Origin of the sequence: Aureimonas flava (genome assembly GCF_003583935.1) — a bacterium.
Taxonomy (GTDB): Bacteria; Pseudomonadota; Alphaproteobacteria; order Rhizobiales; family Rhizobiaceae; genus Aureimonas; species Aureimonas flava.
The window spans coordinates 375,976-399,291 of record NZ_QYRN01000004.1 but is presented as its reverse complement, the minus strand read 5'-3'; the positions used below and the strand labels follow the sequence as shown (position 1 = coordinate 399,291).

20 protein-coding genes and 1 pseudogene are annotated in these 23,316 nt (G+C 68.0%); 2 read left to right on the top strand and 19 right to left on the bottom strand.

The window, feature by feature from the left end; translation table 11 throughout:
• Positions 1-8: 8 nt before the first annotated feature.
• The 5 genes from ntrX to D3218_RS09670 all read right to left on the bottom strand — a co-directional run bounded on the left by ntrX (position 9) and on the right by D3218_RS09670 (position 7,270).
• Positions 9-1,370 (bottom strand): nitrogen assimilation response regulator NtrX, encoded by a 1,362-nt coding sequence (gene ntrX, locus D3218_RS09690; RefSeq protein WP_119539859.1) that lies wholly within the window; start codon positions 1,368-1,370, stop codon positions 9-11.
• A complete protein-coding gene (locus tag D3218_RS09685) occupies positions 1,370-3,601 on the bottom strand; it encodes a sensor histidine kinase NtrY-like (RefSeq protein ID WP_119539858.1) in 2,232 nt (743 codons plus the stop codon). The genes ntrX and D3218_RS09685 overlap by 1 nt, the downstream gene beginning before the upstream one ends.
• Positions 3,602-3,677: 76 nt before the next feature.
• Positions 3,678-5,126: a nitrogen regulation protein NR(I) gene (ntrC, locus tag D3218_RS09680; RefSeq protein ID WP_119539904.1), complete on the bottom strand. Its 1,449-nt coding sequence runs from the start codon at positions 5,124-5,126 to the stop codon at positions 3,678-3,680.
• Positions 5,126-6,268 carry a two-component system sensor histidine kinase NtrB gene (locus D3218_RS09675; RefSeq protein WP_119539857.1) on the bottom strand — a complete coding sequence of 381 codons (1,143 nt, stop codon included), beginning with the start codon at positions 6,266-6,268 and terminating at the stop codon, positions 5,126-5,128. The genes ntrC and D3218_RS09675 overlap by 1 nt, the downstream gene beginning before the upstream one ends.
• A gap of 3 nt (positions 6,269-6,271) precedes the next feature.
• Positions 6,272-7,270 (bottom strand): tRNA dihydrouridine synthase, encoded by a 999-nt coding sequence (locus tag D3218_RS09670; RefSeq protein WP_245414985.1) that lies wholly within the window; start codon positions 7,268-7,270, stop codon positions 6,272-6,274.
• A gap of 230 nt (positions 7,271-7,500) precedes the next feature.
• Here D3218_RS09670 and D3218_RS09665 point away from each other — a divergent pair, with 230 nt between their 5' ends.
• Positions 7,501-8,676 (top strand): bifunctional 2-C-methyl-D-erythritol 4-phosphate cytidylyltransferase/2-C-methyl-D-erythritol 2,4-cyclodiphosphate synthase, encoded by a 1,176-nt coding sequence (locus D3218_RS09665; RefSeq protein WP_245414984.1) that lies wholly within the window; start codon positions 7,501-7,503, stop codon positions 8,674-8,676.
• A 4-nt stretch (positions 8,677-8,680) separates the two neighbouring features.
• On the top strand, positions 8,681-9,190 hold the full coding sequence (locus D3218_RS09660) for a CinA family protein (protein WP_119539854.1): 510 nt from the start codon (positions 8,681-8,683) through the stop codon (positions 9,188-9,190).
• Here the strand turns inward: D3218_RS09660 and D3218_RS09655 are convergent.
• The 14 genes and pseudogenes from D3218_RS09655 to tpiA all read right to left on the bottom strand — a co-directional run bounded on the left by D3218_RS09655 (position 9,172) and on the right by tpiA (position 23,296).
• Positions 9,172-9,624: a type II toxin-antitoxin system RatA family toxin gene (locus D3218_RS09655; RefSeq protein ID WP_119539853.1), complete on the bottom strand. Its 453-nt coding sequence runs from the start codon at positions 9,622-9,624 to the stop codon at positions 9,172-9,174. The two genes, D3218_RS09660 and D3218_RS09655, sit on opposite strands and share 19 nt — an antisense overlap.
• 3 nt (positions 9,625-9,627) lie before the next feature.
• Positions 9,628-10,593, bottom strand: coding sequence for a lipoyl synthase (gene lipA / locus D3218_RS09650; RefSeq protein WP_119539852.1), 966 nt, complete (start codon positions 10,591-10,593; stop codon positions 9,628-9,630).
• A 42-nt stretch (positions 10,594-10,635) separates the two neighbouring features.
• A complete protein-coding gene (locus D3218_RS09645; RefSeq protein WP_119539851.1) occupies positions 10,636-10,896 on the bottom strand; it encodes a GlsB/YeaQ/YmgE family stress response membrane protein in 261 nt (86 codons plus the stop codon).
• A gap of 93 nt (positions 10,897-10,989) precedes the next feature.
• A complete protein-coding gene (lpdA, locus tag D3218_RS09640; protein ID WP_119539850.1) occupies positions 10,990-12,441 on the bottom strand; it encodes a dihydrolipoyl dehydrogenase in 1,452 nt (483 codons plus the stop codon).
• A gap of 30 nt (positions 12,442-12,471) precedes the next feature.
• Positions 12,472-13,107, bottom strand: a complete 636-nt coding sequence (locus D3218_RS09635) for an SGNH/GDSL hydrolase family protein (protein WP_119539849.1) — start codon at positions 13,105-13,107, stop codon at positions 12,472-12,474.
• 25 nt (positions 13,108-13,132) lie between these two features.
• Entirely contained in the window at positions 13,133-14,527 is a 1,395-nt protein-coding gene (locus D3218_RS09630) for a pyruvate dehydrogenase complex dihydrolipoamide acetyltransferase (protein WP_119539848.1), read from the bottom strand.
• Between the two features lie 219 nt (positions 14,528-14,746).
• The gene (locus tag D3218_RS09625; protein ID WP_119539846.1) at positions 14,747-16,162 is read right to left on the bottom strand and encodes a pyruvate dehydrogenase complex E1 component subunit beta; all 1,416 of its coding nucleotides are present in this window, start codon (positions 16,160-16,162) and stop codon (positions 14,747-14,749) included.
• Positions 16,163-16,174: 12 nt separating this feature from the next.
• Entirely contained in the window at positions 16,175-17,119 is a 945-nt protein-coding gene (gene pdhA / locus D3218_RS09620; protein WP_245414993.1) for a pyruvate dehydrogenase (acetyl-transferring) E1 component subunit alpha, read from the bottom strand.
• A gap of 285 nt (positions 17,120-17,404) precedes the next feature.
• On the bottom strand, positions 17,405-17,740 hold the full coding sequence (locus D3218_RS09615; RefSeq protein ID WP_119539842.1) for an FtsB family cell division protein: 336 nt from the start codon (positions 17,738-17,740) through the stop codon (positions 17,405-17,407).
• Between the two features lie 112 nt (positions 17,741-17,852).
• On the bottom strand, positions 17,853-19,130 hold the full coding sequence (gene eno, locus D3218_RS09610) for a phosphopyruvate hydratase (RefSeq protein ID WP_119539840.1): 1,278 nt from the start codon (positions 19,128-19,130) through the stop codon (positions 17,853-17,855).
• Positions 19,131-19,208: 78 nt separating this feature from the next.
• Complete coding sequence (gene kdsA, locus D3218_RS09605) at positions 19,209-20,042, bottom strand: 3-deoxy-8-phosphooctulonate synthase (RefSeq protein ID WP_119539838.1); 834 nt, start codon at positions 20,040-20,042, stop codon at positions 19,209-19,211.
• Between the two features lie 20 nt (positions 20,043-20,062).
• Positions 20,063-21,691, bottom strand: a complete 1,629-nt coding sequence (locus D3218_RS09600; RefSeq protein ID WP_119539836.1) for a CTP synthase — start codon at positions 21,689-21,691, stop codon at positions 20,063-20,065.
• A 233-nt stretch (positions 21,692-21,924) separates the two neighbouring features.
• A pseudogene (gene secG, locus D3218_RS20365) lies at positions 21,925-22,455 on the bottom strand (preprotein translocase subunit SecG); the annotation flags it as partial.
• An 85-nt stretch (positions 22,456-22,540) separates the two neighbouring features.
• Positions 22,541-23,296 (bottom strand): triose-phosphate isomerase, encoded by a 756-nt coding sequence (gene tpiA, locus D3218_RS09590; protein ID WP_119539834.1) that lies wholly within the window; start codon positions 23,294-23,296, stop codon positions 22,541-22,543.
• Positions 23,297-23,316 lie beyond the last annotated feature (20 nt).

The window sequence follows — 23,316 nt, the reverse complement described above, 5'->3', positions numbered from 1 at the left end:
GGGCTAGATCAGATTCCCAGCGACTTCAGCTTCCGGTGGAGCGCGGACCGCTCCATGCCGACGAACTCGGCCGTGCGCGAGATGTTGCCGCCGAACCGGTTGATCTGGGCGACCAGGTATTCCTTCTCGAACACCTCGCGCGCGTCGCGCAGCGGCAGAGCCAGGATCCGCCCGTCCGACTGGCTGGGGGTCCTCGGCAGCATGTCGCTCACCTCGTGCGGCAGCATGTCCGCCGAGATCGCCTCGGCGCCGTCCTGCCGCGACAGGATCATCAGCCGCTCGATGTTGTTGCGGAGCTGGCGGATGTTGCCGGGCCAGTCGCTCGACTGGAGCACGGCCAGCGCCTCGGGGCTCAGCGCCTTCGGCCGGATGCCCGTCTGGTCGCCGATCTGCCGCATGAAGGCCTCGATCAGGATCGGGATGTCGGAACGGCGGTCCGCGAGCGGCGGAACGGAGATCGGCACCACGGCGAGGCGATGGAACAGGTCCTCGCGGAACGTGCCCTCCGCCATCAGCGATTCGAGGTTCTGCGAAGTCGAGGAGACGATGCGCACGTCGACCTTGACGCGCTTGGCGCCGCCGACCCGCTCGAAGGTCTGCTCGGTCAGGACGCGCAGGATCTTGTTCTGCGTCTCGCGCGGCATGTCGCCCACCTCGTCGAGATACAGGACGCCCCCGTGCGCCTCCTCCAGCGCGCCGACCTTGCGCTCGACGCCCGGGGGCGTCTCGGTGCCGAACAGCTCGACCTCCATGCGGTCGGGCGTGATCGCCGCCGCGTTCAGGGCGATGAAGGGGCCCTTGGCGCGCGCGGAGGCGGCGTGGATCGCGCGGGCCACCATCTCCTTGCCGGAGCCCGAGGGGCCGAGGATCATGACGCGGCTGTTGGTCGGCGCCACGCGCTCGATCGTGGCGCGAAGCTGATTCATCGGATGCGACTTGCCGAGAAGCTCGGGAGAATCGCTGGAGCGACGCTTCAGCTCCGAGACCTGACGCTTCAGCTTCGAGGTTTCCAGCGCGCGCTCGGCGATCAGCACGAGCCGGTCGGCCTTGAACGGCTTCTCGATATAGTCGTAGGCGCCGCGCCGGATGGCAGAGACGGCGGTCTCGATGTTGCCGTGGCCCGAGATCATGACCACCGGCACCTCCGGATGCTGGGCCCGGATCGCGTCCAGGACGTCCAGCCCGTCGAGCCGGCTGCCTTGCAGCCAGATGTCCAGGAAGATCAGCCGCGGCACGCGGTCGGCGATCGCCTGGAGCGCCGCGTCCGAGTTGCTCGCCATGCGCGTCTCGTAGCCTTCGTCGTCGAGAAGGCCGGCGACCAGCTCGCGGATGTCGGCTTCGTCGTCAACGATCAGGATGTCCGCTGCCATCAATGTTCACCGTGTTCTTCTGAGTTCGTCGTCTGGGCAGGCTCGGGTCCGTCGGAGGCCGGAAGACGGATGCGGACGAGCGCGCCGCGTTCCGGGCCGGGCGCGTCGTCCAGCGCGATCGTGCCGCCGTGCTCCTCCACGATCTTGCGCACGATGGCGAGGCCGAGGCCCGTCCCCTTTTCGCGGGTCGTCATATAGGGCTCGAGAAGTCGATCTCGATCCTCCTTCGGGAAGCCGAGACCATTATCTTCAATCTCGACCACGTTCGCCCCGTCCGCCGCGTAGGCGCGCACCACGATGCGGCCCGCGTGGTCCTCCAGCGTCTCCATCGCCTCGACCGCGTTCTTCACGAGGTTGCCGAAGGCCTGCGAGAGGAGCCGCAGGTCGTAGGATCCCATCAGCGGACGGTCGCCGAACCGGCCCTCGATCGTGATGCCCTGCGCCGCCAGCTCGCGCATGAACACGGCCTCGCGCAGCGCCTCGCGCAGGTCGCGTTCCTCCAGCGTCGGCTTGGGCATGCGCGCGAAGGTGGAGAACTCGTCCACCATCCGGCCGATGTCGGCCACCTGTCGAATGATCGTGTCGACGCAGCGGTCGAAGATCTCACGGTCGGTCTCGATGAACTTGCCGTAGCGGCGGCGGATGCGCTCGGCCGAAAGCTGGATCGGCGTCAGCGGATTCTTGATCTCGTGCGCGATGCGCCTCGCGACGTCCGCCCAGGCCGAGGACCGCTGCGCGTCCACCAGGTCGGTGATGTCGTCGATCGTGACCACGCTGGCGCTGACGCCGGCTTCCTCCTCCTCGGAGGTCACGCGCACGTCGAGCGCCCGCTCGCGGTCCCGCACCCGCTGCTTGATCTGCTCCTGGTGCTCGCGGCGGCGCGAGTGCCGGGCGGCGGCATAGACCGCGCTGATCGCCGGCAGCACCTCAGCGAGCGGCCGGCCGATCACTTCCTCGCCGCGGATCGAGAGGATGCGCTCGGCGGAGGGGTTGAGCATGTTCACCGCGCCCCGACGATCGACGCCGAGAACGCCGGCGGTGACGCCCGACAGGACCGCCTCGGTGAACCGGCGTCGCTCGTCGATCACGTCCTTGGCGTTGACCAACTCGTGCCGCTGGCTGCGAAGCTGGCGGATCATGTTGTTGAACGTATTGGACAGGGAGCCGACGTCACCGTCCGACACGCGCACCGGCACGGACACGCCCAGATTGCCCTCGCTCACCTCGTCCGCCGCCGAGATCAGGAGCCGGATCGGGCGGACCAGACGGTCGGCCACGCCGATGCCGGTCCAGATCGCCGAGAGCAGGACGATCAGCGTGATGCCGAGGTAGAGCAGCGCGAAGGCGATCTGCAGTCCGAATCGGTTGTCGGCGAGGCTGGAATACTCGGCCGTGCGCTCGCGCATCAGCCGCAACGCCCCGATCACCTCCGGGTCCACGACCCGGATCGTGTAGAGATAGACGTCGCCGAACTCGCGCAGCCGCATCACGGCGCCGACGAGATTGGTGACGCCCGGCGGGATGAAGACAAGATTGCCCTCCGCCGCCTGCTGGAGGGCGTCGGCCGGCGGAACGGGCAAGGGCCGCTCGACGGGAATGTCGGCCCGCAGGAACGGCGTGCCGTCGCCGCCGAGAAGCTGCGCCCCGAGGAGCGAGCGCCCCTTCGCCTGCTCGGTCAGGAGGTCCCGGAAGCCAGTGCGGTCGAGATTGAAGAGCTGGCGCTGGCTGCGCAGCTCCTGCGCCATCGAAAGCGTCGAGCCCTGGAGGTTTCGCGCGTTCTCGTTGACGTAGGCCTCGGCCACGTTGATCGAGGAATCGACGATCGTCCGGGTGCGGATCTCGAACCATCGGTCGAGACCGAGATCCAGCGTGATGCCCGCGACGATGGCGACCAGCAGCGCCGGCAGCGCCGCCACGATCGCGAACAGGAGCACGATGCGCACATGCAGGCGGGAGGCGGCCTTGCCGTGGCGCCGCGCGCGGGTCATGCGGATGACCTCCCGCGCGATCAACACGCACAGCAGCAGCACGAACACGCCGTTGACCACCGTGGCCGTCTTCACCACCGCCGCGGTCGGAGCGATCGGCGTCAGCCCCATGAGGACGACGAAGGAGATCGCGCCCGTCACCAGGGCGCCGATCACCGCGAGGATCCCGGGCACCAGCATGAAGCGACGCCGCTCGCCGAGCGCGGGAACCTCGCCTTCCATCGTGGTGGTTTGCGATGCCATCAGCCTACCGTGAGCCATTCACGTGGCACACTTGCAACGCATTGTGTCCAGAATGCAACGAGTGGCGGCTAAAAAATCAGCGGATCGAGCGCACGATGGAGATGTCGAGGTCCCGGATCTTCTTGCGCAAGGTGTTCCGGTTCACGCCCAGGAGATCGGCCGCCTTCACCTGGTTGCCCCGCGTCGCGGCGAGCGCGGCGGCGATCAGCGGATACTCCACCTCGCGCAGGATCCGCCCGTGCAGCCCCGGCGGTGGCAGCTCGTTTCCGAACGAGCCGAAATACTCGAACAGGTAGCGCTCCACGGCGGCCGAAAGGTCGATGGGCTTGGACCCGTCTCCGTCCGAACCGATGGGTTTGGAATGCTCGCTGGCGAGCTCGTGCTCGAGCACCTCGGCGGTGATCTCGTCCTGCGGATAGAGCGCGCTGAGTCGCCGGACGAGGTTCTCCAGCTCGCGAACGTTGCCGGGCCAGGAGTAGCGGCGCATCACGTCCAGCGCGCCCGACGTCAGGGTCTTGCGCGACAGGCCTTCCTTCTGGACGAGACCGAAGAAGTGGTTGGTGAGGTCGACGAGGTCCTCGATGCGCTCGCGCAGCGGGGGCAGGCGCAACGGCACCACGTTGAGCCGGTAGAACAGGTCCTCGCGGAACAGGCCGCGCTGGATGAGCTGGCGCAGATCCTTGTTGGTGGCGGACACGATCCGCACGTCGGTCGCGATCGGCGTCCGTCCGCCCACGACGGTGTACTCGCCCTGCTGGAGCACGCGCAGGAGGCGCGTCTGCGCCTCCATCGGCATGTCGCCGATCTCGTCCAGGAACAGCGTTCCGCCTTCCGCCTGCTCGAACCGGCCGCTGGCGCGCGCCTGGGCGCCCGTGAAGGCGCCCTTCTCGTGTCCGAAGAGCTCGGATTCGATCAGATCGCGCGGAATGGCGGCCATGTTGATGGCGACGAACGGCCCCTTCCGGCGCCGGCCGTAGTCGTGCAGCGCGCGGGCGACCAGCTCCTTGCCGGTGCCGGACTCGCCGGTGATCGTCACCGTCAGGTCGGTCTGCATCATGCGCGCCAGGGCGCGGTAGATGTCCTGCATGGCGGGGGAACGGCCGATCAGGGGGATCGACTCCGTCCCCTCCTCCATCGCCTTGGCGCGCGCCTCGGCCTTCGGCTCGGCCAGCGCGCGGCGGACGATGCCGACGAGCTCGGTGAGGTCGAACGGCTTGGGAATGTAGTCGTAGGCCCCCTTCTCGGAGGCCTGGATGGCGGTCATGAACGTGTTCTGCGCACTCATGACGATGACCGGCAGGTCGGGCCGGGTGTTGCGGATCTTCGGCATCACGTCGAAGACGTTGCCGTCGGGCATCAGGACGTCGGAGACGACGAGGTCGCCGTCGCCGGCGCTGATCCAGCGCCAGAGCGTGGCGATGTTCGACGTGACGCGCACCTCGAAGCCGGCCCGCATCAGGGCCTGCGAGATGACCGTGCGGATGGCCGCGTCGTCGTCTGCAACGAGAATCTGGGAGGTGGCCATCAGCGCGTTCGCCTGCGTTTCGGTGTCGTTCCTTCGGAATCCGGCGAGGCCGGCTCCCTCCATGCCGGCATCAGCACGCGGAAGATCGTGTGGCCGGGGTGCGAATCGCATTCGATCACCCCGCCGTGGTCGCGCACGATCTTGGCGACCAGCGCAAGCCCGAGGCCGGTGCCGCTCGGCTTGGTGGTGATGAACGGATCGAAGATGTTCTCGCGAATGTCGTCGGGCACGCCGCCGCCATTGTCCTCGACCACGAACTCCAGAGGCAGCGTCATGCGCGTACGCGCCCCCGGCACGGACAGTCGCACGCCGGGCTTGAAGGCGGTGGACAGCTTGATCTCGCCGTCCGGCCGGCCGGCCACCGCCTCGCTGGCGTTCTTCACGAGGTTGATGAAGACCTGGACGAGCTGGTCGCGGTTGGCGAACACCGACGGCAGCGACGGGTCGTAGGCTTCCGAGATCTTGATGTCGCGCGCGAAGCCGCTCTTCGCCAGCGTCTTCACATGCTCCAGCACGGAGTGGATGTTGACCGCCGAACGCTCGACGGGGCGTTCGTCGGAGAACACCTCCATCCGGTCCACCAGCTTCACGATCCGCTCGCTCTCGTCCTGGATGAGCTGCGTCAGCACGCGGTCCTCGTCGCTCGCCTCCGCTTCCAGAAGCTGTGCGGCGCCCTTGATGCCGGACAGAGGATTGCGGATCTCGTGCGCCAACATCGCCGCGAGGCCGGTCACCGTGCGGGCGGCTGAGCGGTGCGTGAGCTGCCGGTCCATCTTGTCCGCCATCGAGCGGAGCTGGAACATCAGGAGGACATGCCCCGGCGGGTCGCTGAGGCCGGACACGTAGACATCCACCAGCCGATCCATGCCGAGGCGCGGCGACGACACGTCCACCCGGTATTCGCTGATCCTCGAATGGTCGCGCATCACCTGCTCGACCAGGCCGAGCACCGGGCTGTCATGCGGCACGAAGTCGGACAGTCGGCGCTTGCCGAGATGCGCCGCGCTGGCCGAGAAGAACTGCTCGGCGTCGGAATTGGCGAAGGTGAAACGGCCGCTCTCGTCGAGCGCGACCACCGGATGCGGCAGCGCATTGAGCAGCGAAAACTGATCGAGCGGCAAGGCGGCTTCCCTTTGTTTCATCGCTCACGCGGCCTGGCGGGCGGGCTGGCCGAACTCGGGCTCGACGTCCGACAGCCGCACCGCCCCCATCAGATCGCGCACGATCGCGCGCACACGCCCGGCGTCCGTGGCACGCATCAGGTCCGTGCGGTCGGCGGGGGCGCTCGCCCCGACGCTCGCCTCGAAGCGGTCGAGATACCAGCCGAGATGCTTGCGGGCCTGCCGGAGGCCGGCCTGCGGGCCGTAGAAGTCGAGCATCGCGTCGTAATGGTCGAGAACCAGGTCGGCGAAGCCACGGGCCATCCGCGCCGGGTCGAGCGCATCGGCGACCAGCGACGGGAACCAGGGCCGCCCGCATGCGGCTCGACCGACCATCGCCGCGGCCGCGCCGCTCGCCCGCAGCATGCCCCCGAGATCGGCGCGGCGCTGAAGATCGCCGTTGGCGACCACCGGGATCGCGACGGCGCGCGAGACGGCCGCGATCGCCCCCCAATCGGCGCTGCCCGTATAGAACTGGTCGCGGGTGCGACCGTGCACCGTCACGAGTTGCACGCCGGCGCCTTGAGCCCGGACGGCGAGTTGGTCGGCGTTGACGCTCTCGCGGTCCCAGCCCAGCCGCATCTTGAGCGTGACCGGCACCGCGCCCGCGCCCTCCACCGTCGCCTGGATCAGCCGAAGGGCGTGGTCGAGGTCGCGCATCAAGGCCGAGCCGGAGAGCCCACCGACGACCTTCTTCGCGGGGCATCCCATGTTGATGTCGATCAGGTCGGCGCCCTGCCCCGCCACGATCTCGGCCGCTCGGCGCATCGCGTCGGCCTCGCGCCCCGCCAGTTGCACGGCATGCAGCCCGAGGCCGTCCGCCCCGGCGCGCTGGAGACTTTCCTGGTCGTTGCGAACAAGTTCGCCGCTCGCCACCATCTCGGAATAGACGAGTTGCGTGCCGAACGAGCGCACCAGCCGGCGAAACGGCACATCGGTGATTCCCGACAAAGGCGCCAGAAACACGCGCGAGCGAACGCTCAACCTGCCTATCCACAGGTCATCCGGCCTCGTGGGCGATCGGCCGAAATCGCGAAACTCGACGTCTTGTGAGCACATTGAAACAGCATATCGTCGCCTGCACAAAAGACAATCAAAATTGGTGTGCAAAGCAATGGCATGCTGCACCGCACACGGCCGTGGCGCGCACACTTGCCCGCTGCGGTCGGATATGCTGACCACAGCGGGTGAGAATGGTTCGAAGTGGATGGTCGATGAAGATCGCAGCGATCCTGGTTGCCGCTGGCCGCGGGTCGCGCGCGGGGCTGACACCCTATGGACCGAAGCAGTATTTCGATCTGGGCGGCCGTCCGGTGCTGTGGCGCACGGCGCAGCGTTTCCTGTCGACCGGCGGCCTCACGCACGTGGTGGTGGTGATCCACCCGGAAGACCACGCGATCGCCGGCCGGGCGCTCGACGATCTCCTCGATCGCGTCGTGCTGGTGGAAGGCGGAGCGACGCGCCAGGAATCGGTACGCTGCGGCCTCGAGGCCCTCGCCGGGATCGATCCGGACATGGTGCTGATCCACGATGCCGTTCGCCCCTTCGTGTCGTCCGAGGCGATCCTCCGGGTCGTCGCCGACATCGACCCCGAAACCGGGGCGATTCTCGCCCTCCCCGTCGCCGATACACTGAAGCGGTCGGACGGCGACCGGATCGACGCGACGGTTGACCGCTCCGGCCTCTTCGGCGCGCAGACCCCGCAAGGCTTTCCCTACGGTCTGATCCGCGAGGCGCATGCCCGCGCGTCGCGGGAGACGCGTGCGTCCTTCACCGACGACGCCTCGATCGCCGAATGGGCCGGCATCCCGGTTCGCCTGGTGCCCGGCGATCCCGAGAACGTCAAACTGACGCTCGCGCGAGAACTGACGCTCGCCGCCGAGCGATTTCGAGAGGAACCGCCGATGATCGACGTTCGCACGGGCAACGGCTACGACGTCCACAAACTCGTGCCCGGCGACGGCGTCACCCTGTGCGGCGTCTGGATCGAGCACGACCAGACGCTTCTCGGACACTCGGACGCAGATGTCGGCTTCCATGCCCTGACCGACGCGCTCCTCGCCACCTGCGGGGCCGGAGACATCGGCACGCATTTCCCGCCGAGCGACCCGCAGTGGCGCGGCGTCGCCTCGCGCATCTTCCTCCAGCGCGCCGTGGACATCGTGCGGGAGCGGTCGGGGCGCATCTGCAACGTCGACGTGACGCTGATCTGCGAAGCGCCCAAGGTCGGTCCCCATCGCGCGGCCATGGTGGCGGTAATCGGCGAGGTGACCGGGCTGGAGCCGGAGCGGATCTCGATCAAGGCCACCACGAACGAGACGATCGGCTTCGTCGGTCGGCGCGAGGGGATCGCCGCCATCGCGACGGCCAGCGTGGTCTTTGGGGGCTGACGCGGTGGACACCGAGATTGCCCGCCTCGCCGCCTCGGTCGTCGCCAAGGCGCAGGTGAGCGGCCTGACGCTGTCCACGGCCGAGTCCTGTACGGGCGGACTGGTGGCGGCGGCGATCACCGGCGTGGCGGGCTCGTCCGCCGTTTTCGGAACCGGCTTGGTGACCTATTCCAACGAGGCGAAGACGCGCCTTCTCGGCGTGGCGCCGGATCTGCTTGAGCGGCACGGCGCCGTATCGCGGGAGGTGGCCGAGGCGATGGCCGCGGGCGCGCTTCGCGCCGCCGGCTCCGACCTGGCCGTCTCGATCACGGGGATCGCCGGCCCGGGCGGCGGCTCGCCGGAGAAGCCGGTCGGGCTCGTGCATTTCGCCTGCGCGTCGCGGGACGGGATCGTCCATGCGGAACACCGCTACGGGGCGCTCGGGCGCGAAGCGGTGCGCACCGCGAGCGCGGCCACGGCGCTTCGCATGATCGAAGCGGCGCTGGAGCGCCTGTCTCAGGCGGGCGCCGAATAGACCTTGCCGGCCCGCTCCTCGAAGGCGGTCGCGAAACGCCGGAAGGCGTAGTCGAACATCGAGCCCATCAGGAGACCCAGCGTGCGGCTCTTGAACTCGTAGTCGATGAAGAACCGCACCTCGCATCCGTCGGGATGCGGCACGAAGGTCCAGCGATTCTCGAGATAGCGGAACGGACCATCGACGTATTTCACGTCGATCTCACGCTCGGCCGGCTTCAGGAGCACCTGCGAGGCGAAGGTCTCGCGGATCATCTTGTAGGCGACGGTCATGTCCGCGATCAGCAGCGTCTTGCCGTCCCGCTCCCGGCGCGAACGAACGACCAGGCTCTGGCACAGCGGCAGAAACTCGGGGTAGCGCTCCACGTCGGCCACAAGCTCGAACATCTCGTCGGGCGTATGCCGAACGACGCGGGCATTCTCGAACTTCGGCATGGATCAGGCTGCGATCTTCGCCAGGCGCGCGGCCTTCAGACGCTCGAAGTCGTCGCCCGCATGGTGGGACGAGCGTGTCAGCGGGCTGGACGCCACCACCAGGAAGCCCTTGGTCAGCCCGATCGTCTCGAACGACTTGAACTCCTCGGGCGTCACGTAGCGGATCACCGGATGGTGCTTGCGCGTCGGCTGGAGGTACTGGCCGATGGTCATGAAGTCGACGTCCGCGGAGCGGAGGTCGTCCATGAGCTGAAAGATCTCGTTCCGCTCCTCGCCGAGGCCGACCATGATGCCGGACTTGGTGAAGATCGTCGGATCCAGTTCCTTCACCCGCTGCAGAAGGCGGATGGAGTGGAAGTAGCGCGCGCCCGGACGCACCGTCAGGTAGTTCGACGGCACGGTTTCCAGATTGTGGTTGAAGACGTCCGGCCGCGCCGCGACGACCTTTTCCAAAGCGCCGGGCTTGCGCAGGAAGTCCGGCGTCAGAATCTCGATCGTGGTGCCAGGCGCCGAGGCGCGGATCGCGTGGATCGTCTCCACGAAATGCTGTGCGCCGCCATCGGGCAGGTCGTCGCGGTCCACCGACGTGATGACGACGTGCGAAAGCCCCATGCTGGCCACGGCCCGTCCGACGCTCGCCGGCTCGTCCCGGTCCAGCGCATGCGGAAGGCCCGTCGCGACGTTGCAGAAGGCGCAGGCCCGCGTGCAGATGCCGCCCATGATCATGAAGGTCGCGTGCTTCTTCTCCCAGCATCCGCCGATGTTGGGACAACCCGCCTCCTCACACACGGTGACGAGGCGGTTGGATTTGACGATCTCCCGCGTCTCCAGATAGCCGGTCGAGACCGGGGCTTTCACCCGGATCCAGTCAGGCTTGGGCAGCACCGCCGTATCGGGGCGGTGCGCCTTTTCGGGATGGCGAGGCCTTGCGGCGCCGGCCGGGGATCGGGCGTCTAGGATCGTGACCATTGAACGTCATTTAAGCTCGGTTCGACAGTCACGCAATCGCGCTTAGACGCGGCGTCCGCGGACTGCCCGGAAGAGGAAGATCAGGATGCAGGCGCCGATGAAACCGACGATCAGGTACTGGAACGAGAAGCTGGCGCCCGCCTGAAGATCCGTCGCACCGAGGATGCCGAGAAGGAAGTTCAGGAAAACGGCGCCGACGATCCCGAGAATGATGTTCAGGAAGAGGCCCATGTTACTCTTCATGACCTGTTCCGCCAGCCAACCGGCGATGCCACCAACGATAATTGCAGCGAGCCAACCCATGCGTATCTCCTACGGTACAAATACCGAGAGTTGAGATAGTGCGGCGGAATTGTGGACAAGACCTCGTCGGCCGGCTCGCCGCGATTTTCCTGCCTACATGTGGATGACCTTGCCGTAGGCGTCGAGCACGCTCTCGTGCATCATCTCGGAGAGGGTCGGATGCGGGAACACCGTATGCATCAGTTCCTCCTCGGTGGTCTCGAGGCCCATGGCGATCACGAAGCCCTGGATCAGCTCCGTCACCTCCGCCCCGACCATGTGCGCCCCGAGGAGCTCGCCGGTCTTGGCGTCGAACACCGTCTTCACCATGCCGTCCGGCTCGCCCAGTGCGATCGCCTTGCCGTTGCCGATGAAGCGGAAGCGGCCGACCTTGACCTCGCGCCCCTCCTCCTTGGCCTTTGCTTCTGTGAGGCCGACGGAGGCGACCTGCGGCTGGCAGTAGGTGCAGCCGGGGATCTGCGTGCGCTTCATCGGATGGGCATCAAGGCCCTTGATCTTCTCGACACAGATCGTGCCCTCGTGCTCGGCCTTGTGTGCCAGCATGGGCGCGCCCGCGACGTCGCCGATCGCATAGACGCCTTCGACATTGGTGCGCCCGTAGGCATCCACCTTGACCAGTCCGCGCTCCACCGCGACGCCCACGCCTTCGAGGTTCAGCCCCTCGGTGTTGCCCTGCACGCCCACCGCGGAGATCAGCTTCTCGGCCCGGAGCACCTGGCTCTTGCCGCCCTGCTCCACCGTGACCTCGACGCCCTCGCCCGTCTTGGCGACCTTGGCCACCTTGGCGTCGGACAGGATCTTCATGCCCTGCTTCTCGAACTGCTTGCGCGCGACGGCCGCGATCTCCGCGTCCTCCACGGGGAGGATCTGCGGCAGGAGCTCGACCACCGTCACCTCGGCGCCCATGGTGCGGTAGAACGAGGCGAACTCGATGCCGATCGCGCCCGATCCCATGACGATCAGCGACTTCGGCATGGCCTGCGGCTTCATCGCCTCGAAATAGGTCCAGATCCGTTCGCCGTCCGCCTCGATGCCGGGCAGGACGCGCGGACGGGCACCGGTGGCGACGATCACGTGCTTCGCCTTGTAGGTCCCGTGGCCGAGAACGCCCTTCGGAACCGGGTTCTGCGGCTGCACCGCCGGCTTGGACGGCTCGCCCACGACGACCTCCACCGGGCCGCCCTTGCCGGCTTTGGACAGCTTCGCCTGACCCCAGATCACGTCGATCTTGTTCTTCTTCATCAAGCCGGCGACGCCGCCGTTGAGCTGGGCCGAGACCCCGCGCGAACGCTTCACCACCGCGCCGATGTCGAAGTCGGGTTTCGCGATCTTTAGGCCGTAGTTGTCGCCGCGCTCGGCATAGTGGAACACTTCGGCGGAGCGCAGCAGCGCCTTGGTCGGGATGCAGCCCCAATTGAGGCAGATGCCGCCCATGTGCTCGCGCTCCACCACGGCCGTCTTGAAGCCGAGCTGCGCCGCGCGAATGGCCGCCACGTAGCCGCCCGGCCCGCCGCCGATGATCAGGATGTCATAGGTATCGGCCATGGTCGTGTCTCCGTCGGAAGGGTTTTTTTGCTAGATCAGCGGAATCAGCATTCGCGCGACCGCCTCGCCGAGCGCGCAGGTGTTCGCGGCATCCAGATGGACCCCGTCGAGCGGGGTCGCGACGCAATGGTCCGCCGCATCCAGATGGTGGCAGCCGGTGGCCTCGGCGACGCGGGCATAGGCGTCCTTGAAGCGACGCGACTCGGCCAGGCCGTGACCGAACATCGCGTCGAAGTCGGGATCGGCCGTCGGCACCAGGGCCGGCGGCGAGACCAGGACGATCTCGCCGACCCGGAAGCCGAAGGGCGACGGGAATTGGCGGGCGATCTCCACCAGCCGCGCCATGCCGAACGCCGCCTCGGCCGCGCGCCCGCCGCCCGTGTGCTTCTTCAGATCGTTCGACCCGAGGGCGATCACGAGAATATCGACGGGCTCGTGCGTCGCGAGGATCGTCGGCAGCAGCCGCGCACCGTTGCGGTCCGCAGGCGAGAGGTGGTCGTCATAGGCCGTGGTGCGCCCGTTGAGCCCTTCCGCGACGACGCGCGCTCGGCCCCCGAGACGTTCGCCGACGACGCTCGGCCACCGATCCTCGTACCGATGCCGGCCGGGCCCGGCCGCGTCGTATCCCCAGGTCAGGGAGTCGCCGAAGCACAGAACGGTCTTCACGATCGCGGCTCCCCAGACCCGCCGATCAGACCAGCATGCTCATCGGGTTCTCGATAAAGCGCTTGAAGGCCGAGATGAGCTCGGCGCCGAGCGCCCCGTCCACCGCACGGTGGTCTGTCGAGAGCGTCACCGTCATGACGTTGGCGACCGTCACGGCGCCGCCCTTCACGACGGCCCGCTCCTCGCCCGCGCCGACCGCGAGGATCGTCGCGTGCGGCGGGTTGATGACCGCCGAGAAGTCCTTGATGCCGAACATGCCGAGGTTCGAGACGGCCGTGGTGCCGCCCTGATACTCTTCGGGCTTCAGCTTGCGGGCGCGCGCCCGCTTGGCCAGGTCCTTCATCTCGTTGGAGATGGTCGACAGCGTCTTCTCGTCGGCCTTGCGGATGATCGGCGTGATGAGGCCGCCCTCGATCGACACGGCGACGCCGACATCGGCGTTGCGGTGCTTCAGCATGGCGCTCTCGGTCCAGGAGACGTTGGCGTCGGGCACCGCGACCAGCGCGCATGCCATGGCCTTGATCACCATGTCGTTGACCGAAAGCTTGTAGGCGGGCTTCTCGCCGGCCTCGGTCTTGATCATGGGCGCCGCGGTGTTGAGCTGCTTGCGCAGGGCGAGGAGCGCGTCGAGCTCGCAGTCCACCGACAGGTAGAAGTGCGGCACGGTCTGCTTCGACTCCACCAGCCGCTTGGCGATGGTCTTGCGCATGCCGTCGTGCGGGATCTTCTCGTAGGAACCCTCGGCAAACAGCTTGAGGATCGCGTCGTCGCTCGCCGGCTTAGGCGCGGCCGAGGGCGCGGCGCCCGCGGCCGCGGGCGTGTCGGACGGCTTGGCGGCAGGCGCCTTCGCGCCGCCCTTGGCCGCGGTCTCGATGTCGGCCTTCACGATGCGGCCGTGCGGCCCGCTGCCCTGAACGCCGGACAGCTCGACGCCCTGCTCCTTGGCGAGCCGGCGCGCGAGCGGCGAGGCGAAGACGCGCCCACCCTTGGGCTGGGAACCGGAAGCGCCCTGTTGCGCGGGTGCGCCGCCTGCGGCCGTCTCGGCGGGGCGCTCGTAGCCGCGCTCGTCGGCGCGCTTTGCATCGGCCTCGGTGCCGACGGCCTGCTGGTCGGCGGCCACGGACTGCGGCGCCGGCGCGGCGGAGCCGCCAGTCGAAGCGGCGGCGGAGGCGTCCTCGCCCTCTGCGGCCAGGATGGCGATCACGGCGTTGACCTTGACCCCTTCCGTGCCCGCCGGAACCACGATCTTGGCCACCGTGCCCTCGTCAACGGCCTCGACCTCCATCGTGGCCTTGTCGGTTTCGATCTCCGCGATGACGTCGCCGGAGGAGACCTTATCACCCTCCTTCACCAGCCACTTCGCGAGGTTGCCCTCTTCCATCGTCGGCGAAAGGGCCGGCATCGTGACGTTGATCGGCATCGGCGAACGTCTCCTCAGTCGCCCATTCGACGGGCATCGATAGTTCCATGGGCCACGATCCGCCTGACGCGGAACCGTTCGGCCGCGATCAAGGGTCGCCTGCGCGGCCGCCCCGTCAAGCGGGCACCTTTGCCGCACCGCGGCGAAGCGGGTCGGCGCGGCCGCCGGGCCCGCAGGGCGAGGTCCCGGCGCACGTGCGCCGGGACTTCGCAAGCGCCTTCAGCGGTAGCAGACGGCCTTGACCGCCTCGACCACTTCCTTAGCGGACGGCAACGCCAGCTTCTCGAGATTGGCGGCATAGGGCATCGGCACGTCCTTGCCGCAGACCTTGAGAACGGGCGCGTCGAGATGATCGAACGCCTTGACCATGAGCTGCGAGGCGATCTCCGAGCCCACCGAACTCTGCGGCCAACCTTCCTCGACCGTCACGCACCGATTGGTCTTCTTCACCGAGCGGACGATCGCATCGACGTCCATCGGGCGGATCGTGCGCAGGTCGATCACCTCGGCGTCGATACCCTCCTTGGCGAGCTGCTCGGCGGCCGCCACGGCATAGGTCATGCCGATGCCGAAGGAGACGATGGTGACGTCCTTGCCCTTGCGGTGGATGCGTGCCTTACCGATCGGCACCGTCCAGTCGTCGGTGTCGGGCACCTCGAAGGAATGGCCGTAGAGGATCTCGTTCTCGAGGAACACGATCGGGTTCGGGTCGCGGATCGCCGACTTCATCAGGCCCTTGGCGTCGGCCGCCGAATAGGGCTGGACGACCTTGAGGCCGGGTATCTGGCTGTACCAGGCCGCGTAGTCCTGGCTGTGCTGCGCGGCGACGCGCGCGGCGGCGCCGTTCGGGCCGCGGAACACGATCGGGCAGCCCATCTGGCCGCCGGCCATGTAGAGCGTCTTGGCGGCCGAATTGATGATCTGGTCGATCGCCTGCATGGCGAAGTTGAAGGTCATGAACTCGACGATCGGCTTGAGCCCGGCGAAGGCCGCGCCCACTCCCATGCCGGCGAAACCGTGCTCGGTGATCGGCGTATCCACCACGCGGCGCGCGCCGAACTCGTCGAGCAGGCCCTGGCTGATCTTGTAGGCGCCCTGGTACTCGGCGACCTCCTCGCCCATCAGGAACACCGTCTCGTCGCGGCGCATCTCCTCGGCCATCGCCTCGCGGAGCGCCTCGCGCACGGTCTGCGTCTTCATCTTGGTGCCGGCCGGAATCTCCTCGGCGAAGTCGCCGTCGGCGTCCTTGACCTCCGGATGCGACAGGCCCTGGGCCGGGACCGGCGCGGGCTTCGACTTGTCGCCCTCGGCGGCCTGCGGCTCGCTCTCGGCCGGCGCGGCTGGGGGCGAAGCGGATTTCGGCGCGGCGGACACGGCGTCGTCGGCGCTCTCGCCCTCCGCCAGGAGGATGGCGATCGGCGTGTTGACCTTCACGCCCTCGGTCCCGGCCTCGATCAGGATCTTGCCGATCGTGCCCTCGTCGATGGCCTCGACCTCCATGGTCGCCTTGTCGGTCTCGATCTCCGCGATCACGTCACCGGGGGCGACGCTGTCGCCCTCCTGCTTGACCCATTTGGAAAGCGTGCCCTCTTCCATGGTCGGAGACAGGGCGGGCATCAGGATTTCGGTCGGCATGCGCCCCTCCCCTCAGTTCGAAGCCTGCGGAACGGCGTCCGCGTAGATGTCGGTCCAGAGTTCCGAAACGTCCGGCTCGGGATCGTTCTGGGCGAACTCCGCGGCGTCCGCCACGATGTCGCGGACCTCGCGATCGACCGCCTTGAGATCGTCCTCGCTGGCGCCGTGCGCATCCACCAGACGCTGGCGGACCTGCTCGATCGGATCGGACTCGGCGCGCATCTTCTGCACCTCGTCGCGCGTGCGGTACTTCGCAGGGTCCGACATGGAGTGGCCGCGATAGCGATAGGTCAGCATCTCGAGGATCATCGGCCCCTCGCCGCTGCGGCAATGCTCCACAGCGAGGTCGCCCGCCGCCTTCACCGCCCGCACGTCCATGCCGTCGACCTGGATGCCCGGAATCTTGAACGACAGGCCGCGGTGGGCGAAGTTCGTCTCGGCCGACGCGCGGTTCACCGAGGTGCCCATCGCGTAGCGGTTGTTCTCGATGACGTAGATCACCGGCAGCTTCCACAGCGACGCCATGTTGAAGCTCTCGTAGACCTGGCCCTGGTTGGCCGCGCCGTCGCCGAAATAGGTGATGGAGACGGAATCGTTGCCCCGGTAGCGGTTGGCGAAGGCCAGACCCGTGCCGAGCGAGACCTGCGCGCCGACGATGCCGTGCCCTCCATAGAAGTTCTTCTCCTTGGAGAACATGTGCATGGAGCCGCCCTTGCCTTTGGAGTAGCCCGAGCGGCGCCCCGTCAGCTCGGCCATCACGCCGCGCGATTCCATGCCCGTGGCCAGCATATGGCCGTGGTCGCGATAGCCGGTGATGACCTGGTCACCCTCCTTCATCGCCATTTGCATGCCGACCACCACGGCCTCCTGGCCGATATAGAGGTGGCAGAAACCGCCGATGAAGCCCATGCCGTAGAGCTGGCCGGCCTTCTCCTCGAAGCGGCGGATGAGCAGCATGTCGCGATAGGCGCGCAGCTCCTCGTCCTTGCCGAACTGCGCGGGCGCGGGCGCCGTGTACTGCTTCAGCGTCTTCTCGATCTCGCCGGCGCCGGGCGCCTTGGCTTCGCCGTCACCGACCGAGCCTGGTTTCTTGAGTGCGGCCATATCGACTCCCATACCTTGACGCCCTCAGTCCGGCGGGCAAGTTTTGGGCAAGTATATGGACAAGACGCAGGCACGCAAGCCGCGCGACAGTCCTTAACCTGTCGAAAGTTAATAGGGGCGCGGACGCGTCATATTAACTCATTGCCGGTTGATGTCGGTGGCCGGATTCAGGAGGATCGTCACCTCGTCCTCGTTGGACAGGTTGAGGGAGCGCCGGGCGCGCTCGTCGATCATGTCGCGCTCCAGCGTCCCGTCGCTCAGGAGCCGCACGCGGGTTTCCAGGGCCTCGCGCGTGTCCACGAGGCGGTCGTAATCCGCTTGCTTGCGCGCCAGTTCCTGCTCCAGGGCGATGCTCGCTTCCGTTCCATATCGGCCGCTCTGCGCGTGGAAGACAAAGTAGGCAAGGCACGGCAGGGTGATGGCGGGTACGACGAGCTGCGACAGCCAGGACCTGCGCTTCTGCTTGGTATGCATCGATGGACCTCCGGAACGGCCCACCCTACGCCACCGCCGATTTACAGCTCGTTAAGCCTGTTGCGGCGCGGAGATAAAGGAGGGGCGCCGGAGCGCCCCTCGATGGGTGTCGTCAGCGGCGGCGCAGGATCGAGCGCCCGGCGTAGACCGCCTGGTCGCCCAGCTCCTCCTCGATGCGCAGGAGCTGGTTGTACTTGGCGAGCCGGTCGGAGCGCGCGAGCGAGCCGGTCTTGATCTGCCCGCAATTGGTGGCCACGGCGAGATCCGCGATGGTGGAGTCCTCCGTCTCGCCGGAACGGTGGGACATGACCGCCGTGTAGCCGGCGCGGTGCGCGACGCTCACGGCGTCGAGCGTCTCCGTCAGCGTGCCGATCTGGTTGACCTTCACGAGGATCGAGTTGGCGACCTTCTTCTCGATGCCGTCGCGCAGGCGCACGGAATTGGTGACGAAGAGATCGTCGCCCACGAGCTGGACGCTGCCGCCCACCTTGTCGGTCAGGCTCTTCCAGCCGGCCCAGTCGTCCTCCGCCATGCCGTCCTCGATCGAGATGATCGGGTAGGCCGCGGCGAGTTCGGCGAGATAGCCGGCCATGTCGTCCGCCGAGAGCTTCCGCTTCTCGCCCTCGAGATCGTAGAGGCCGTTCTTGAAGAACTCGGTCGAGGCGCAGTCGAGCGCGAGATAGACGTCCTCGCCGGGCTTGTAGCCCGCCTTCTCGATCGACGACATCACGAAGTCCAGGCCCGCCTTGGCAGACTCCAGGTTCGGCGCGAAGCCGCCCTCGTCGCCGACATTGGTGTTGTGCCCGGCCGCCTTGAGCGCCTTCTTGAGCGTGTGGAACACCTCGGCACCCATGCGCAGGCCTTCCGCGAAGGTCTCCGCGCCGACCGGCATGATCATGAATTCCTGGAAGTCGATCGGGTTGTCCGCGTGCGCGCCGCCGTTGATGATGTTCATCATCGGCACCGGGAGGAGATGCGCGCTGGCGCCGCCCACGTAGCGGTAGAGCGGCAGGCCGGCGGCCTCGGCGGCCGCCTTGGCGGTGGCGAGCGACACGCCCAGGATGGCGTTCGCACCCAGACGGCTCTTGTTGGCGGTCCCGTCCAGCGACTTCAGCACCGCGTCGATGCGGATCTGGTTCTCCGCCTCGAAGCCGACCAGCGCCTCCAGGATGTCGGTGTTCACCGCCTGGACGGCCTGTTGCACGCCCTTGCCGCCGTAGCGCTCGTCGCCGTCGCGCAGTTCGACCGCCTCGTGCGCGCCGGTCGATGCCCCGGAGGGAACGCCGGCGCGGCCCATGGAGCCGTCTTCCAGCACCACGTCGACCTCGACGGTGGGATTTCCGCGACTGTCGAGGATCTCGCGCGCGATGATATCGATGATGGCGGTCATGATCCGTCCCTTGTCTTGTGGCTGACGCCGGGGTTGGGGATAGCCGGCCCCTAGGGGCGCCGACCGGAATGGATGCTGTCAGAGACCCTTCGCGACGGCGTCGAGATCGCGCAGGCGCTTCAGGAGTTCGGGCATGTCGTCGAGGGGCACCATGTTGGGCCCGTCGGAGGGGGCGTTGTCGGGGTCCTCGTGCGTCTCGATGAAGAGGCCAGCGACGCCCACCGCCACGGCCGCGCGGGCCAGCGTCCCGACGAAGCGGCGCTCGCCGCCCGACGATCCGCCCTGCCCGCCCGGCTGCTGCACGGAGTGGGTCGCGTCGAAGACGACGGGCGCCCCCGTCTCGGCCATGATCGGCAGCGCGCGGAAATCGCTCACCAGTGTGTTGTAGCCGAACGAGGCGCCGCGCTCGGTCAGGAGCACGTTGGCGTTGCCGCTGCCCACGACCTTCTCCACCGCATGGCGCATGTCCCACGGCGCCAGGAACTGACCCTTCTTGATGTTGACGACGCGCCCGGTGCGGGCGGCGGCCACGAGAAGGTCGGTCTGGCGCGACAGGAAGGCGGGAATCTGGAGCACATCGCAGACCTCGCCCACCGGCTCGCACTGCTCGGCGGTGTGGACGTCGGTGAGCACGGCGAGGTCGAACTGCGCCTGGATCTCGTCGAAGACCGGAAGCGATTCCGAAAGGCCGATGCCGCGACGACCCTCGCGGCTGGTCCGGTTGGCCTTATCGAAGCTGGCCTTGAACACGTAGCCGATGCCCAGATCGGCGGTGATCCGCTTCATCCGCTCCGCGATCATCATCGCGTGGTCGCGGCTTTCCATCTGGCAGGGGCCGGCGATCAGCGAGAACGCCGCTCCCTGCGAGAACTCGGCACCCCGAAGTCGGATGGCGGAATTCGGAGCGAGCATGGGAAGCCTTTCGTGGAAGGTCAGAGCAGCCGCGAGCGTTCGATCGCCGCCGCGATGAAGGAGGCGAACAGCGGGTGCGGCTCGAACGGGCGCGACTTCAGCTCGGGGTGATACTGCACGCCGATGAACCACGGATGATCCGGCAGTTCCACCGTTTCAGGCAGCAGCCCGTCCGGCGACATGCCGGCGAAGATCATGCCCGCCTGTTCCAGCCGCTCGCGATAGGTGCGGTTGACCTCGTAGCGGTGGCGGTGCCGTTCGTTGATCGTGGTGGATCCGTAGATCTCGGCGATGCGCGAGCCGTCCGCCAAGCATGCCTCGTAGGAGCCGAGCCGCATCGTGCCGCCGAGGTCGCCCTCCGAGGCGCGCTGTTCGAGCTCGTTGCCCCGCATCCACTCGGTCATGATGCCGACCACGGGCTCGTCGGTCGGGCCGAACTCGGTGGAGGCCGAGGCCTCCACGCCGGCCAGCGACCGTGCCGCCTCGATCACCGCCATCTGCATGCCGAAGCAGATGCCGAAATAGGGCACGTCGCGCTCGCGCGCGAAGCGCGCCGCGCTAATCTTGCCCTCCGAGCCGCGTTCGCCGAACCCGCCGGGAACGAGAATACCGCCGACCTTCTCCAGGTAGGGCGTCGGGTCCTCCTTCTCGAAGACCTCCGACTCGATCCATTCGAGGTTGACGCGCACGCGGTTGGCGATGCCGCCGTGCTGCAGGGCCTCGATCAGCGACTTGTAGGCGTCCTTCAGGCCGGTGTACTTGCCCACCACCGCGATGGTGACCTCGCCCTCGGGCCGAGCGACGCTCTCGACCACCTGCAGCCAGCGTTCGAGCTTCGGCTTAGGCGCGGGGTCGATGCCGAAGGCGGCGAGCACTTCCGTATCGAGCCCCTCGTTGTGGTAGGCGATCGGCACGTCGTAGATCGTCGCGACGTCCAGCGCCTGGATCACCGCGGTCTCCCGCACGTTGCAGAAGAGGCTCATCTTGCGGCGCTCTTCCTTGGGGATCGGGCGATCGGCCCGCACCAGGAGAATGTCGGGCTGAATGCCGATCGAGCGCAACTCCTTGACGGAGTGCTGCGTCGGCTTGGTCTTCAGCTCGCCGGCCGTCGGGATGTAGGGCATCAGCGTCAGGTGGACGTAGACGGCGCCGTTGCGCGGCAGGTCGTTGCCGAGCTGGCGGATCGCCTCCATGAACGGCATCGCCTCGATGTCGCCCACGGTGCCGCCGATCTCGCAGAGCACGAAATCGTATTCCTCGTTGCCCTCAAGGACGAAGCTCTTGATCGCGTCGGTGACGTGCGGAATCACCTGAACGGTCGCGCCGAGATAGTCTCCGCGCCGCTCCTTGGCGATGATCTCCTGGTAGATCCGCCCCGTGGTGATGTTGTCCATCCGGTTCGCGGAGCGACCGGTGAAACGCTCGTAGTGGCCGAGGTCGAGATCCGTCTCCGCGCCGTCGTCGGTCACGAAGACCTCGCCGTGCTGCGTCGGGCTCATCGTGCCCGGATCGACGTTGAGATAGGGATCGAGCTTGCGGAGGCGGACGCGGTAGCCGCGCGCCTGGAGCAGCGCGCCCAGGGCCGCCGATGCGATGCCCTTTCCCAAAGATGAGACCACGCCGCCGGTGATGAAGATGTATCGCGCCATGGGCCTTCCCGATACTCGCTCAAGCAGGATTCGGCCAGTCCCCTCGTGGCCGAAAAGAAAAAGGGGCGCCGGAGCGCCCCTCGGATGATGTCGGCGTGGGCGCGCCGCTACTGCGCCGGCTGGGCGGGAGCCGTCTGCACGGGCGCGGTGGTGTCGGCCGGGGCCGCCTGCTCGGGCGTCGTGGAGCCGGCCGGCGGCGCCTCGACCGGGGGAACCGTCGGCACGTCGGTCGGCTGCGCTTCCGGCGCGGGATTGGCCGGAACGGCGCCGGACGCACCCGTCGGAACGCCCTGCGTCTCGGCGGGAGCCGCCGGGGTCGTCGCGGGGGCTGCGGCGGGAGCCGGCGTGCTCGGCGTCGTGGCCGGCGCGGCGGGCGTCGCACCCGAGGGCACGTCCACCGGCGCCTCGCCCTGCGGCTGCGCCTCGTCGGGCAGCCCGCCGAGCTGGTCGAGCAACGAACCGCCTGCCGCGTCGCCGGCGGCACCGCCGGTGGCGGGCGCGGTCTGCGAGGGCACGCGGTCGAGGAGGTCGAGGCCGTCCGAGCCATAGCGCGCCAGCAGCGCGAGCGCCAAGGACGTGATGAAGAACCCGGTCGCGAGAATCGCCGTGGTGCGCGTCAGCATGTTGGCGGCGCCGCGCGCCGTCATCAGCCCGCCTCCGCCGCCACCCATGCCGAGCGCGCCGCCTTCGGAACGCTGGAGCAGGACGACGACCACGAGGGCCAGCACGATCAGGAGGTGGATGACGATCAGAACGGTCTGCATGGCCTCGAGGCGCAATCTCTCACAAGTTGCGCGTCTTCTATAGGAGGCGTTCGACTATTCCAACCGCTTTCGGAAGCGCGCCGGCTCAGGCGCGCGCGGCGCGGCAGATCGGCAGGAAATCGCCGGCCTTGAGGCTGGCGCCCCCGACCAGCGCCCCGTCCACATCCTCCAGCGCCAGCAGCTCGGCGGCGTTGGAGGCCTTGACCGACCCGCCGTAGAGCACGCGCAGGCCATTCGCCGTCGCCGCGCCGAAGCGGCGGGCCAGCTCGCGGCGGATGAAGGCATGAGTCTCGCCGACCTCGGCTACGGTCGGGGTGCGCCCCGTGCCGATCGCCCAGACCGGTTCGTAGGCGACCACCGTGTTCGAGGGCGTCGTCCCATCCGGCAGGGAGCGCCGGATCTGGTCGCCCAGAACGTCGAGCGTCCTGCCCGCGTTCTTCTCCGCTTCGGTCTCGCCGATGCAGACCACCGCCACCAGACCGGCGGCCCAGGCGCCTTCCGCCTTGGCCGCGACCAGCTCACTCGCCTCCCCATGGTCGGTCCGGCGCTCGGAATGTCCGAGGATCACGTGGCTCGCACCCGCGTCCTTCAGCATGGCAGCGGAGACGTCGCCCGTATGCGCCCCGCTCGCCTTGGCATGGGCGTCCTGCCCGCCGATGGCGACGACGCCGCCCGCGAGCTCCACCGCCGCGGCGACCAGCACGACCGGCGGGCAGATCAGGACCTCGATCCCGTCTGCCGGCGCCTCCCGCAGGTCGTCCACCATCGCGGAGAGTTCGGACAACGCGGCACGCGAGCCATTCATCTTCCAGTTTCCGGCGATCAGCGGCGTGCGGCTCATGGTCGTCCCCCTCGATTCGG